This window comes from Nocardioides sp. (assembly GCF_044226305.1).
In the GTDB taxonomy this organism is placed as follows: Bacteria; Actinomycetota; Actinomycetes; order Propionibacteriales; family Nocardioidaceae; genus Nocardioides.
On sequence record NZ_JBGAHF010000009.1, the window covers coordinates 165,657 to 178,999 of the forward strand.

Consider the following 13,343-nt stretch of genomic DNA (forward strand, 5'->3'; position numbering starts at 1 on the left):
GGGCTAGTGCGCCCCGAACCGCTCGAGCGCGACCGCCTCGAGCGCGGCCTTGAACGACGGCATCTCCTCGCACAACCGGCGGACCGCGTCGTCGGTGAAGTGGATCAGCTCCAGCGGGGTCAGCGCCACGATGGACGCCGTGCGCAGCGAGTGGTTCACGATCGCGGCCTCGCCGACCACCTCGCCCGGGCCCAGCTGGGCGATCTCCTCGCCGTGCTGCCGCACGGAGACGGTGCCGTCCAGGATGACGTAGGCCTTGTCGGCCGGCGTCCGTTCCCAGATCGGTGACCAGCCCGCCGGCAGGTGCACGCGCGTGCCGGCCGCGCTGATCCGGGCGATCTCCTCGGGGGAGAACGCGTCGTAGAACGAGTCAGCCATGGTCCACCCTTCCTGCCTCACCCTCCCCGCGGCCGATCCTTCCCGAGCCTCCGGCGCCGCTAAACCGCCCCGGGACGTGGACCGGACCACTCCGGCCGTTAGCGTTCGACGGGTGCCCCACCTGCTCATCCGGAACGCCCGGCTCGTCCCGCTCCGCACCGACGACGCCGTCCCCGACGCGCCGGTCGACGTCGCGGTCGTCGACGGGGTGGTCGCTGCCGTCGGTCCGGGTCTCGAGCGGCCGGCCGGTGCCGACGAGGTCGACGCCGGCGGCCGCTGGACGATCCCCGGCCTCTGGGACCAGCACACCCACCTCGCCCAGTGGACGCTCTCCTCGCAGCGCCTCGACCTGGCCGGCGCGCGCTCACCGGAGGACGTGACCCGGGCGGTCGCCGAGCGGATCGCCACCTTCCCCGACCTGCCGGTGATCGGCTGGGGCCACCGCTCCGGCGGCTGGGACCGGGAGGTGACCGTGTCCGAGCTGGACGCGGTCTCCGACGGCACGGCGGTCGTCCTGATCAGCGGGGACGGCCACCACGCGTGGCTGAACACGACCGCCCTCATGCACTTCGCCATGCCGGTGCGCGACTCGGTGGTGCGCGAGACCGAGTGGTTCGCGGCGTACCCGCGCCTGGTGACGCTCGTCGGCAACGACGGCACGTCGCCGGAGGCCTACCGCCGGATGCTCGAGGTGGCCGCGGCGCAGGGGATCACCGGGCTGGTCGACTTCGAGTTCGGCGCCAGCCGCGAGGAGTGGGCCGAGCGGTGGGCGCAGGGGTGCGACCTGCTGCGCGTGCGGTGGGCGACCTACGCCGACACCCTCGACGACGTGGTCGGCGCCGGCCTGCGGACCGGCGACCCGCTGGACGGCGACCCGCGGCTGACGATGGGCCCGCTGAAGATCATCAGCGACGGCTCGCTCAACACCCGGACCGCCTGGTGCTGCGAGCCGTACGGCGACGCGCACCGGCTGGAGTACCCCGCCGGCCAGGCCAACCTCTCCGGCGTCGAGCTCCGCGACCTGCTGGCCCGGGCGCACGCCGGCGGGCTCGAGGTCGCCACCCACGCGATCGGCGACGCTGCGGTGCGCGAGGCGCTGGCGGCGTACGCCGAGACCGGTGCGCGCGGGTCGGTCGAGCACGCCCAGATGGCGCGGCGCGAGGACGTGCGCCGGATGGCGGAGCTCGGGATCCGGGCCAGCGTGCAGCCCGCGCACCTGCTCGACGACCGGGACCTCACCGACCGGATCTGGGGGGAGCGGTCCGCGCGGTGCTTCGCGTTCCGCTGGATGCTCGAGGACGGCGTCGAGCTCGCCCTCGGCTCCGACGCCCCGGTGTCGCAGCTGGACCCGTGGCTGGCGATCGCCGCCGCGGTGCACCGCAGCGCGGACGACCGCGACCCGTGGCACGGGGAGCAGGCACTCACCGTGCGCGAGGCGCTGGCCGCGTCGGTCGACGGCCAGCCGACGGTCCGGGCGGGCTCGCGCGGCGACCTCGTGCTGCTCGACCGCGACCCGCTGCTCCGCGACCTCGACCCGGCCGACACCGCGACCCTCTCCACCGCGCTGCGTGCGATGCCGGTCGCTGGCACCGTCGTCGACGGCGTGCTGGTCCACGACGCCCGCTGACCGCCGTCCGCCCGGGGCGTCATACGAGGTGGCTGCGGGGGCGACCGGTTCGCATGACGTCGCGCGGTGGGCCCGGGGACGCCATACGAGGTGGCGGTGGCGGCGACCGGGTCGTATGACGTTGCGCGGTGGGCCCTGGGGACGTCATGCGAGGTGGCTGTGGGGGCGACCGGTTCGTATGACGCGGCGCGGCGCCGGCCGTCAGCCGCGGAGGGTGTCGAGCACCAGCTCGGCGACGGCCTGCTGCTCGACGGCGAGCGGGTGGTACGCGAGCGCGGTGTCGGCGCTGGTGACCCGGCCGTTGATCCAGGGCTCCTCGCCGCAGATGTCGTGGCCGGCGCTCGGCGTCCAGACGTCGACGTACTCGGCGTCGGACCGCTCCGCGCCGGTGCGGACCGCCTCGGTCAGCCGCTCGTTGATCTCGCGGGCGAAGGGGTAGTCGCCGGCGGCCAGCGGCAACAGGTCGCAGGTGCCGGACTCGGGGATGATCTGCGGGTAGCCGATGACGAGGACCCGCGCGTGCGGGGACCGCTCGCGCACCGCCCGGACCACCTCGGCGATGTTCGCAGCGATGTCGGTGAAGGTCGTCTCGATGCGGTCGCCGTCGCGCGACGCGAACGAGTCGCGGCACGGGCTGCCGGCGGGGTCGGTCGCCGCCACCTGCATGCAGCGCCCGAGCACGCCGCCGAACAGCCGGTCGTCGTTGCCGCCGAGCCCCACGGTGACCAGGTCGGTGCCGCGGTCCAGGGCGTCGAGCTGGGGTGGCACCGAGCCGGTCCGCCCGGTCTGCGGCGTCGTCGTGTTGCCCGTCGTCGCACCGCTGCAGCTGACGTCGGTGAGCGTCGTCCCGGGCATCGCCTCCGCGACCAGCGCGGGGTAGTTGACCCCCGAGCGCAGGCAGATCGTGCTGGTGTCCGTCGGCGGGACGAGGGGCGCAGCCGTGTAGGAGTCACCGAGGGCGACGTACTCGTCGTAGGCCGTCGGCGCGCCGGTGGGGGAGCCCGTGACGTGCGCGGGCGCCGCCTGCGGGCGGTCGGAGCCCGAAAAGCACCCCGCGAGCACGAGGACCAGCGCCGGGACGGCGAGCAGCAGCCGAGACATGCCGTCGACGGTACGTCGGTGGTGTGGCTCACCCCGGTACGGGTACGTGTGACCCCGTGACCGCGAGCGAGCCGATCCCGGAGGAGCCGGTCGAGGACCAGTCCCTGCTGACCGTCGTCGTGGCGCTGGTCGCCAACGGCCTGCTGGCCGTGGCGAAGTCGGTGGCCGCGCTGCTGACCGGATCGGCCTCGATGGTCGCCGAGGCGGCGCACTCCTGGGCCGACACCGGCAACGAGGTGTTCCTCCTGGTCGCCGAGCGCAAGGGCAGCCGGCCGCGGGACGCCGACCACCCGCGGGGCTACGGGCGAGAGACCTACATCTGGTCGCTGGTGGCGGCATTCGGGCTCTTCTCCGCCGGTGCCATCGTCTCGATCTGGCACGGCATCACCGAGCTGCTGGCCGAGCCGTCGGAGGAGACGAGCTTCCTGGTCAACTACGTCGTCCTCGGCATCGCGCTCGTCCTGGAGGGCAGCTCGTTCTTCCAGGCGAGCCGCCAGGTGCACGGCGCCGCGCAGCGGTTCGGGCTGCACCCGCTGCGGTACGTCGCCCGCACGTCGAACCCGACGCTGCGTGCGGTGTTCTTCGAGGACTTCGGCGCCCTGCTCGGCATCCTGATCGCCGCCGCCGCCATCGGCCTCCACCAGCTCACGGGCGACGCCGCCTGGGACGCGATCGGCTCCATCGCGATCGGCGTCCTGCTCGCCTTCGTCGCGGTCTACCTGATGCGCCGCAACATGGAGTACCTGCTCGGGGAGGGGCTCTCGCCCGAGCTCCAGTCGCGCGTGGTCGCCCACCTGCTCGAGCACCACGCTATCGACCGGATCACGTACCTCCACGTCGAGTACGTCGGCCCGCAGCGGCTGTTCGTCGTCGCCGCCGTCGACCTGACCGGGGACGACGCCGAGCCCGACCTCGCCGTCCGGCTGCGGCAGGTCGAGGCCGACATCGAGAAGGACGACCTCATCGAGGACGCGGTCCTCACCCTGGCGCTGCCCGACGAGCCGGCCCTGGTGCCGTAGCCCGTCCCCCGGACCGACCCGCTGGTCAGCCCCGCAGGTAGGTCAGCACAGCGGACACCCGGCGGTCCGAGCCCGGGTCGAGCCGGAGCTTGGCGAAGATGCTGCCCACGTGCTTGCGGACCGCGGCCTCGCTGACGACCAGCTCCTCGGCGATCGACCCGTTGGTGCGCCCCTCCGCCATCAGCGCGAGCACCTCACGCTCGCGGGCCGACAGCGACGCGAGCGGGCCGTCGTGCCGGCGCCGCCCGAGCAGCTGCCGCACCACCTGGGGGTCGACGACGGTCTCGCCGGCGGCGACCCGGTCGAGGCTGTCGAGGAACTCGCGGACGTGTCCGACCCGGTCCTTGAGCAGGTAGCCGACGCCGCCGCCCGGGGTCGAGTCGAGCAGCTCGGGCACGTACGCCTCGGCGACGTACGCCGACAGCACCATGATCGCGGTCTCCGGGTGCTCCGCGCGGATCCGGGCGGCGGCTCGCAGGCCCTCGGCGGTCTGGGTCGGCGGCATCCGGATGTCGGTGACCACCGCGGCGGGGCGCTCGCGGTCGACGTAGGCGAGCAGGGCGTCGGCGTCGCCGACCGCCGCCACGACGTCGTGCCCGGCGCGCTCGAGGATCCCGACCAGGCCCTCGCGCAGCAGCGCGGCGTCCTCGGCGAGCACGATCCTCAGTCGTCGCACGGGCACTCCATCCGCACCTCGGTCGGCCCGCCGTCCGGGCTGGTCACCGTGAGCTCGCCGCCGAGGGCGTCGAGCCGCACGCTCAGGCCGGCGAGGCCGGTGCCGGACGAGCGGTCGATGCGCGCGCCGCCGGTGCCGTCGTCGACGACCGTGACGACGAGGGTGTCCCCCTGCCGCCAGCCGTGCACCTCGGCGTGCCGGGCGCGGGCGTGCCGGGCGACGTTGGTGAGCGCCTCGCTGACGACGAAGTACGCCGCCGCCTCGACCGGCGCCGGCAGCCGGGCGTCGAGGTGGATGTCCACCGTCACCGGCACCGGCGAGCGGTCCGCGACCTCGTGGACCGCGGCCGCGAGACCGTGGTCGACGAGCACCCGCGGGTGGATCCCGCGCACCGTGCTCCGCAGGTCGTCGAGCGCCGCCTCCGCCTGGTGGTGCGCCTGCCGGACGAGGACCAGTCCCGGGCCGTCGGGGACGTCGAGCTCGGCACGGCCGAGCGTCATCGTGAGGGCGACCAGCTGCTGCTGGACGCCGTCGTGGAGGTCCCGCTCGATGCGCCGGCGCTCGGTCTCGAAGGCGTCGACCAGGTCGACCCGCGACCGCCGCAGGTCCGCCACGGCGGCGGCCAGCTCGGCCTCGCGCGGGTCGAGCAGCAGACGCGCGAGCGCCGCCTGCGCGACCGCCGCGATCCCCAGCAGGTAGGCCGCGAGCACCAGCGCGACGAGCCCGACGGGCACCGCGAGCCAGGCCTCGGCCCCGGGGTCGATCTGCCAGCCGAGCATCTCCAGCCGGTCGACCCGGGCGATCCAGGGCGCCAGGAGCAGCACGGCCGGCACCGTGAGGGCGAACATCAGCAGGAGCGCGTCCACCGGCCACAGCACGACGGACACCAGGAACGCGTAGCCGACCTCCCGCCACGACACCGGCAGCCGGCGACCGGCCCGCAGCCGCTCCCGCCAGGTCATCCCGGACGGCGCGGTGCCCTGCACCAGCCGCAGCCGCACCCGCTCCAGGACGCCGAGCAGGCCCGCGAGCACCGGCACGGTCGCCAGCACCAGCAGTCCCACGACGACCACGAGGGTCGCGACGCCGACGGCGAGCGTGAACCCCAGCACGAGCAGGGTCACCAGCCCGATCGGCACCGTGGTCAGCAGGTAGGCGAGGGCTCCCCACGGCCACCGCGACCCGAGGTAGTGCCGGGGCCGGCCGCGCAGGGCGGCCCAGGCGTCCGGCGTACGGGTCATGCCACCGACCCTAGGACGGCCGGGCCCGGGTCGGGGTAGCGCACGCGCTACCCCGGTGTCGCGCAGCGGCCACTGCGGTCCGGGCGGCGAGCGGCTGGAGTGGAGGCATGACCACCACCGCCCTCCGACCCGCCGCGGTCGCGCTCGACGGCATCACCCGCACCTACTCCTCCCGCGCCGGCGACGTGCACGCCCTGCGCGGGGTGACGCACGCGTTCTCGCGCGGCAGCTTCACCGCGATCATGGGGCCCTCGGGCTCCGGCAAGTCGACGCTCCTCCAGGTCGCGGCCGGCCTCGACCGTCCCACCCGTGGCGAGGTCGTCATCGGCGGCCTGCCGCTCGGCCCGATGAACCAGACCGGCCTCACGAAGCTGCGGCGCACGGCGATGGGCTTCGTCTTCCAGTCCTACAACCTGCTCGACGCGCTCACGGCGTACGAGAACGTCGCCCTGCCGGCGCGGCTGGCCGGGCAGCGCGTCGACCGCGCGGCGGTCCTGGGTGCTCTGCAGCGGGTCGGCCTCGAGGACAAGGCGAAGCGGCGGCCGCCCGAGCTCTCCGGTGGCCAGCAGCAGCGCGTCGCGATCGCGCGGGCGCTGCACCTGCGTCCGGAGGTGCTGTTCGCCGACGAGCCGACCGGGGCGCTCGACCGCGCCTCGGGACGCCAGGTGCTCGAGCTGCTGCGCGCCGCTGCCGACGAGCACGGCCGGACGGTGGTGATGGTGACCCACGACCCGCTCGCGGCGTCCTACGCCCACAGCACGCTGTTCCTGGCCGACGGCCTCGTCGTCGGCCGCCTCGACCGTGCCGACGCCACCAGCATCGCCGCCGCGATGAGCGAGCTCGAGTCATGATGATGCTGTCGCTCAGCCGCCGGACGGTGCGCCGCTCCTGGCCGCCGTACGTCGGAGCGTTCGTCGCCCTCGCCTGCGGCGTCGCCCTCATCACCACGACCGTCATGCTCATCGCGGCCGTCGACGTCTCGTCGCGGCGGGACGGGGTCTCCGCCGCCGAGCGGCTGCAGCTCGACGACCTCTCCGCGATGCTCGGGATGATGTCCGGCGTCTCGCTGTTCATGGCGGTCTTCGTGGTCGCCAGCACCTTCGGGTTCGTGGTCGCCGCTCGCCAGCGCGAGCTCGGGCTGCTCCGGCTGGTCGGCGCCACCCCGCGCCAGGTCCGGCGGATGGTGCTCGGCGAGGCGGGCGTGGTGGCCGCGATCGCGGTGGTCGCCGGATCGCTCCTGGGCACCCTCGCGACCCCCGCGTTCGTCGCCTTCCTGAACGCGAAGGGCCTGCTCGCGGTCGACCTGACCATGCCGACGCCGTGGCTCGCGTGGGGCGTGGCCGCCGGGTGCGGTGGGGGCGTCGCGCTGCTCGGCTCCTGGCGGGCGTCCCGACGGGCGGCCCGGGTGTCGCCGGTCGCCGCCCTCCGCGAGGCGGGCCTGGAGCGGCGCCGTCCGTCGGTGCTCGCGATGGTCGTCGGCACCGTGTGCCTGGCCGGCCCGGTCGTGCTGTTCGCCCTCGCCGACGAGATCAGCCCGCTGTTCGCGCTCGTCACCGGCATCCTGCTGCCCGAGGTCGTCGTCGTCGGCGTCGTCTGCTTCGGCCGCGTGGTCTTCCCGTGGCTGGCCGGCCAGCTCGCGCGGCCGTTCGCGCGCCGCGACGTCGCCGCCCGGCTCGCGGGCGACCACGTCCGGACCGGCGCGCGGGTCCCGGCCGCGCTGGCGGCCCCGATCCTCGCGATCTCGGCGATCGCGGGGTCGATGATCGTGACGCTGAGCTTCACCGCCGACTGGACCACGGCGCTCGACCGCGCCCACCTCCAGGCGCCGCTGGTCGTCGAGACCGGAGGCGACCGCGCAGTCGCGCAGCGCCTGACCGCCTCCGACGTCCGGTACGCCGACCCGCGGGTCGGTGTGGGTGAGCACGAGGTCGTCGACGTGCGGCTCGCGGAGCAGTCGCGCGGCCTCACCGCCGTCCGCGGCGACCTCGGCGACCTCGGCGACGACCGGGTCGCCGTCACCGAGACCTACGCGTCGGACTCGGGGCGCGGCCTGGGCGACGTGGTCCCGCTGCACGTCGACGGCCAGCGGGTGCGGGCCGAGGTCGCCGCCGTCGTGAGCGACGCGCCGGACCTGTACGCCGACGTGCTGGTGCCCCGCGCCCTGGCCGGTCACCGTGCCGACCGCGCGGTGCCCGACGTGGTCTTCGTCGACCCCGGCGGCGTCGACCTGGACGCGCTGCTGGCCGGCACCGACGCGACCGTCCTCACCGCCGACGCCTGGATCGACGGGGTCGACGAGCAGACCCGGGCCAACAACCGGCTCGGCCTGTGGGTGCTGCTCGGTCCCGCCGGTCTCTACGCCGCGATCGCCATCGTGAACGCGGTGCTCATCGGCGTCTCCCAACGACGCACCCAGCTGCGCACGATCGCCCTGCTCGGCGCGACCGACGACCAGCTGCGGCGCACCGCGCTCTGGGAGGCGGGCCTCGTCGGGGCCGCGGCGCTGCTGGTCGGCGGCGTGGTGACCGGGTCCGTGGCCTGGCTGATCCGCTACGCGACCACCCGCGACGTCGCCGACGTCGCGATGACGGTGCCGTGGCTCCCGTTGGCCGCCATCGGCGCGGTCTGCACCGCGCTCCTGGCCGCCCTGGTCGGGTCGGTCGCCGGACGCCGCGCCGGACCGGCCGGCGCGCCGACCTGACCGGGGGTCAGCGGCCGGTCACGCCGTCGACCTGCTCGCGCAGGATGTCGGCGTGCCCGACGTGGCGGGCCAGCTCGCTGGTCTTGTGCGCCAGGACCCAGCGCAGCGTCTTCCGCTCGCCGTCGACCGGGACGACCGTCAGCGTCTCGGGGGAGCCGGCGGCCGCGATGTACCGGTCCGCCTCCTCGACCGCCGCGCGGTAGTCGGCGACCACCTCGGCCGCGCTGCGCTCGGGCGGCACCACCATCGAGAAGTCGACGTCGGCGTACGCCGGGTCGCCGCCGACGTGGTGGGCGAACCACCAGCGCTCGCCGGCGGCGCAGTGCTGCACCAGCCCGAGCAGGGTCGTCTCCGAGACCACCAGCCGGCGGCGCAGCTGCTCCTCGTCGAGCCCCTCGACCTTCTTCAGCAGGCAGGCCCGGGCGAAGTCGAGGAAGGCCAGCGCCGTCGCGAGCTCCCCGTCGTCGGCCCGTGGGGTCGGCTGCCGCTGGCTCTCCAGTGCGGCACCGGCCGACGACTCAGGCGCCACGGCCGGTCGCCTGCTGGAGCCGGTCGATGTGCTCGGAGGCCTCGGCCTTGCTGAGGTCGGCGGGCAGCTGCTCGCCGGCCTCGCGGGCCAGGGTGTCGAGGTAGCTGCGCTGGGCGCCGGTCATCGGCTCGTCGCCGGTGACCCAGTCCTCGGGGTCCTTGGCGGTCCCGGCCGCCTGGTCGGGCTGCTCGGGCGTCGGGGCACCGAGGACCTCGACGGCCTCGTCGTTCGAATATGTGTTCGATGTCATGGCCCGCCCGTACCCGCCTCGTCCGTCGGCATGCGTGCCGGTCCGGCCGCGTCCCGGAGGCGCCGCGCGAGGTCGGTCACCGCCGCGGCCAGCTCGGGGGAGTCGACGACCTGGAAGGGGACGGGGATGGCAGCGAGCCGGCGGGCGTACCAGTCCGGGTCCTCGGTGGACGCGACCATCCGGGTGCGATCGACCGGCACCGCCTCGAGCCGGGCCAGGCTCGGTGGCACCCAGCGGCGCACCCAGCCCGGCGGCGCGTCCACGAGCACCTCGACCGGGAACCGCCAGCCCTGGGAGAGGTGCTCCTCGAGCACGCTGCGGGCGTCGAGGTCGGCGGGGGGCGCGAAGGTCTCCGGCAGCGACCAGACGTCGACGACCCGGTCGACGCGCAGCACCCGCCGGGCGTCCCGGCTGCGTGACCAGCACAGCAGGTACCACCGGCTGTGCCGCAGCACGACCGCCCACGGCTCGACGTCCATCTCCGAGGTGTGCTCGCCGGCCCGGTAGGACAGCCGGAGCAGCCGGCCCGAGGCGCACGCCGCCAGCAGCCGGTCCAGGTGCTGGTGTGTCGTGACCTCCGCGGCGGCGGGGGGCAGCCGCGGCGCGACCCGGTCCGGCAGCACCCGCAGGATCTTGGCGAGCGCGCCGCCGACCACGTCGGCCGGGTCGGCGGCGCCGCCGTGCCCCTCGAGCGTGGCCATCACCAGGCCCGCCGCCTCGGCCGCGGTGAACATCAGCGGCGGCAGCCGGAGCCCGCGGCCGATCCGGTAGCCGCCGTACGGCCCGCTGACCGACTCGATCGGCAGCTCGGCCTCGCGGAGGATCGCGACGTAGCGCCGCGCCGCCCGGCCGGTGACGCCGAGCGCGGCGCCGAGCTCGTCGGCGGTGATGCCCGGACGTGCCTGGATCAGCTCGAGAGCGGTCAGCGCTCGAGCGGTCGGGGAAGCAGATCGTCCGGGAATGCTCCTAGTGTCGCGCACATGGAGATCAGGATCGGACACGAACCCCCGCTCGCCGGCACCGAGGTCGAGGCCCTCGTCGGCTCGCTGAACCGGATGCGCGGCTACCTGCTGTGGAAGTGCGGCGGCCTCGACGCCGACGGCATCCGGGCGACCCTCGGCCCCTCGGCCCTGACCCTCGGCGGCCTGCTCAAGCACCTGGCGGTCGTCGAGGCGACGACCTTCGCCTGGAAGCTGCACGGCCGGCGGCCGTTCGCGCCCTTCGAGGACGCCGACTGGGACGACGAGGGCTGGCACCTCCGGGTCGAGGCCGACGACACCCCGGGGTCGCTGGAGGCGCTCTTCGTCGCGTCGGTGGCGCAGGGCCAGGCGCTCGTCGACGAGGCGCTCGCGACCGGCGGCCTCGACTTCGTCGCCGAGGTGCAGGACGAGGAGGGCCGGCACCCCAGCCTGCGCCGGGTCGTCCTCGACATCATCGAGGAGTACGGGCGGCACGTCGGCCATGCCGACCTGCTCCGCGAGTCCGTCGACGGACTCGTCGGCGAGGACCCCGCTCCGGGAACCTTCCCCGGCACCTACAACGTATAGCCGACCGGGGGGCTTGCGGCAAGACCCCGGTCCTGCCTCACCATGGCCCGTCGTGACCCCTCGGAACGCCCCACGGAACGCCCCCCGCGACCCCACCGTCTTCGACCTGTCCGCGCACCCGGCCAAGGCCGGGCCCGCCCGCCTTGCCGAGGACGAGCGGCACTTCGCGGCGCTGGCGGAGACCCTCGACGACGCGGTCACCGACCTCACCGAGCGGCTCGCCGCGGCCCGCCGGGCGCCGGGCGGGCAGTGGCAGCAGGCGCTCGAGAGGGACCAGGAGGTGCACCGGCTCTCGGCGCGGCTGCGGACGCTGCAGCGCTACGAGCTCGACCTCTGCCTGGGCCGGATGGTGCCGGCCGACGGGTCGGGCCCGGTGTACGTCGGTCGCCTCGGTCTCGCCGACCGCAGCGGGCACCGGCTCCTCGTCGACTGGCGCTCACCGGCGGCCGAGCCGTTCTTCGCCGCGACCCACGCCGACCCGCACGGGCTGGCCAGCCGGCGCCGGTACCGGTGGACCGGCGGGCGGATCACCGACTACTGGGACGAGGCGTTCACCGAGGACGCGGGCGACGGGCACCTCGCACTGGACGACGACACCGCGTTCCTGGCCGGCCTGGCGAGCAGCCGGTCGCCGCGGATGCGCGACGTGCTCGGCACCCTCCAGGCCGACCAGGACGCGATCATCCGCGCCGGGTCCCGCGGCGCGCTGGTCGTCGACGGCGGGCCGGGGACGGGCAAGACGGTCGTGGCGCTGCACCGCGCGGCGTACCTCCTGCACGCCGACCCGCGGTTGTCCGGGGGCCGCGGCGGCGTCCTGTTCGTCGGACCGCACCGGCCCTACCTGTCCTACGTCGCCGACGTCCTCCCGAGCCTGGGCGAGGAGGGGGTGCAGACGTGCACGCTGCGCGACCTGCTCCCGGAGGGCGCGACGGCCGGCCCCGAGCCGGACCCCGAGGTGGCGCGGCTGAAGTCGAGCGCCGCGATGGTCGGCGCGATCGAGCCCGCGGTCGCGCTCTACGAGGAGCCGCCGACCCGGGGGCTGGTGGTCGAGACCCCGTGGGCCGACCTCTGGCTCGGCGCCGAGGACTGGGCCGAGGCGTTCGCGGCCGCGGACCCGGGCACCCCGCACAACGAGGCCCGGGATGAGGTGTGGGAGGCGCTCGTGGCGATCCTGGTCGACCGGTGCGAGGCCGACGTCCCGCGCGACCAGCTCGCCCGCTCGCTCGCCGGCAACGCGGCGCTGGTCGACGCCTTCGGCGGCGCGTGGCCGCGGATCCACGCGAGCGACCTGGTCGGGGACCTGTGGTCGGTGCCGGCGTACCTGCGCCGGTGCGCGCCCTGGCTGGTGCCGGAGGAGGTGCGCCGGCTGCAGCGCGACGACCCGCAGGCGTGGACGGTGTCGGACCTGCCGCTGCTCGACGCGGCCCGGCTGCGGCTCGGCGACCCCGAGGCGTCGGGCCGCCGGCGCCGGCGGGAGGCGGCGCTCGCCGCGCAGCGCGAGGAGATGGCGGCGGTCGTGGACCACCTGGTCGCGACCGACGACTCCGAGATGATGGTGATGTCGATGCTGCGGCGCGACGACCTGGGGGCGGCGCTGGTCGACGACGCCGGCGTCGAGGTCGCGGACGTCGACGTGCTCGCCGGGCCGTTCGCCCACGTCGTGGTCGACGAGGCGCAGGAGCTCACGGACGCCGAGTGGCAGATGCTGCTGGTGCGCTGCCCGTCGCGCAGCCTCACCGTCGTGGGCGACCGGGCCCAGGCCCGGCACGGCTTCCGCGAGTCCTGGCAGGAGCGGCTGCGACGGGTCGGGGTCGACGAGGTCCGCGAGCGGACCCTGACCGTCAACTACCGCACGCCGGAGGAGGTGATGGCCGCCGCGGAGCCGGTCATCCGCGCGGCCGTCCCGGACGCGAACGTGCCGACGTCGGTCCGCAGCAGCGGGATCCCGGTCGGCCGCGGGTCGGTCGCCGACCTCGAGCACCTGGTCGCGACCTGGCTGGCGCAGGAGTCGGAAGGGACCGCCTGCGTCGTCGGCGCTCCCGGGTTCGCGGAGCGCCCGCGGGTGCGGTCGCTGGCGCCGGAGCTGGTGAAGGGCCTCGAGTTCGACCTCGTCGTGCTCGTCGAGCCCGAGCGGTGGTCGGCGGTGGACCGCTACGTCGCGATGACCCGCGCGACCCGGCAGCTGGTCCTGCTGGACCGCTGACCGGGGCCGGCCGAGGGGGCGAGGCTGGGGGCGACGCGCGGCCCACCCGCGCCGACGCCCCCGGGCCGCAG

The 13,343-nt window shown here is 75.4% G+C and carries 13 protein-coding genes; 6 read left to right on the top strand and 7 right to left on the bottom strand.

All coding sequences use genetic code 11. From position 1 onward, the window contains the following. Positions 1 to 3: 3 nt before the first annotated feature. Positions 4 to 378, bottom strand: coding sequence for a Crp/Fnr family transcriptional regulator (locus tag ACILQ5_RS11870; RefSeq protein ID WP_395658205.1), 375 nt, complete (start codon positions 376 to 378; stop codon positions 4 to 6). Positions 379 to 490: 112 nt separating this feature from the next. Between ACILQ5_RS11870 and ACILQ5_RS11875 the strand changes: the two genes are divergently transcribed. Further along, entirely contained in the window at positions 491 to 2,005 is a 1,515-nt protein-coding gene (locus tag ACILQ5_RS11875; RefSeq protein ID WP_395658206.1) for an amidohydrolase, read from the top strand. A 201-nt stretch (positions 2,006 to 2,206) separates the two neighbouring features. Here the strand turns inward: ACILQ5_RS11875 and ACILQ5_RS11880 are convergent, their stop codons facing one another. Then, complete coding sequence (locus tag ACILQ5_RS11880; protein ID WP_395658207.1) at positions 2,207 to 3,106, bottom strand: SGNH/GDSL hydrolase family protein; 900 nt, start codon at positions 3,104 to 3,106, stop codon at positions 2,207 to 2,209. A gap of 56 nt (positions 3,107 to 3,162) precedes the next feature. Between ACILQ5_RS11880 and ACILQ5_RS11885 the strand changes: the two genes are divergently transcribed. Further along, on the top strand, positions 3,163 to 4,125 hold the full coding sequence (locus tag ACILQ5_RS11885; protein ID WP_395658208.1) for a cation diffusion facilitator family transporter: 963 nt from the start codon (positions 3,163 to 3,165) through the stop codon (positions 4,123 to 4,125). Between the two features lie 25 nt (positions 4,126 to 4,150). Here ACILQ5_RS11885 and ACILQ5_RS11890 read toward each other — a convergent pair whose 3' ends face one another. Together ACILQ5_RS11890 and ACILQ5_RS11895 are read right to left on the bottom strand one after the other, a co-directional pair. Further along, a complete protein-coding gene (locus tag ACILQ5_RS11890; protein ID WP_395658209.1) occupies positions 4,151 to 4,807 on the bottom strand; it encodes a response regulator in 657 nt (218 codons plus the stop codon). Continuing rightward, on the bottom strand, positions 4,789 to 6,042 hold the full coding sequence (locus tag ACILQ5_RS11895; protein WP_395658210.1) for a sensor domain-containing protein: 1,254 nt from the start codon (positions 6,040 to 6,042) through the stop codon (positions 4,789 to 4,791). The genes ACILQ5_RS11890 and ACILQ5_RS11895 overlap by 19 nt, the downstream gene beginning before the upstream one ends. 107 nt (positions 6,043 to 6,149) lie before the next feature. Here ACILQ5_RS11895 and ACILQ5_RS11900 point away from each other — a divergent pair, with 107 nt between their 5' ends. Both ACILQ5_RS11900 and ACILQ5_RS11905 read left to right on the top strand, forming a co-directional pair. Continuing rightward, positions 6,150 to 6,893, top strand: coding sequence for an ABC transporter ATP-binding protein (locus tag ACILQ5_RS11900; RefSeq protein WP_395658211.1), 744 nt, complete (start codon positions 6,150 to 6,152; stop codon positions 6,891 to 6,893). A 2-nt stretch (positions 6,894 to 6,895) separates the two neighbouring features. Beyond that, on the top strand, positions 6,896 to 8,743 hold the full coding sequence (locus ACILQ5_RS11905) for an FtsX-like permease family protein (protein ID WP_395658212.1): 1,848 nt from the start codon (positions 6,896 to 6,898) through the stop codon (positions 8,741 to 8,743). 7 nt (positions 8,744 to 8,750) lie between these two features. Here the strand turns inward: ACILQ5_RS11905 and ACILQ5_RS11910 are convergent, their stop codons facing one another. The 3 genes from ACILQ5_RS11910 to ACILQ5_RS11920 are packed head-to-tail and all read right to left on the bottom strand — an operon-like array spanning position 8,751 to position 10,502. Continuing rightward, positions 8,751 to 9,272: a DinB family protein gene (locus tag ACILQ5_RS11910; RefSeq protein ID WP_395658213.1), complete on the bottom strand. Its 522-nt coding sequence runs from the start codon at positions 9,270 to 9,272 to the stop codon at positions 8,751 to 8,753. Then, on the bottom strand, positions 9,262 to 9,522 hold the full coding sequence (locus ACILQ5_RS11915; RefSeq protein ID WP_395658214.1) for a DUF3072 domain-containing protein: 261 nt from the start codon (positions 9,520 to 9,522) through the stop codon (positions 9,262 to 9,264). The genes ACILQ5_RS11910 and ACILQ5_RS11915 overlap by 11 nt, the downstream gene beginning before the upstream one ends. Beyond that, positions 9,519 to 10,502, bottom strand: a complete 984-nt coding sequence (locus tag ACILQ5_RS11920) for a helix-turn-helix transcriptional regulator (RefSeq protein WP_395658215.1) — start codon at positions 10,500 to 10,502, stop codon at positions 9,519 to 9,521. The genes ACILQ5_RS11915 and ACILQ5_RS11920 overlap by 4 nt, the downstream gene beginning before the upstream one ends. Here ACILQ5_RS11920 and ACILQ5_RS11925 point away from each other — a divergent pair, their 5' ends adjacent. Both ACILQ5_RS11925 and helR read left to right on the top strand, forming a co-directional pair. Next, positions 10,503 to 11,069: a DUF664 domain-containing protein gene (locus tag ACILQ5_RS11925; RefSeq protein ID WP_395658216.1), complete on the top strand. Its 567-nt coding sequence runs from the start codon at positions 10,503 to 10,505 to the stop codon at positions 11,067 to 11,069. A 52-nt stretch (positions 11,070 to 11,121) separates the two neighbouring features. Further along, positions 11,122 to 13,272, top strand: coding sequence for an RNA polymerase recycling motor ATPase HelR (helR, locus tag ACILQ5_RS11930; RefSeq protein WP_395658217.1), 2,151 nt, complete (start codon positions 11,122 to 11,124; stop codon positions 13,270 to 13,272). Positions 13,273 to 13,343 lie beyond the last annotated feature (71 nt).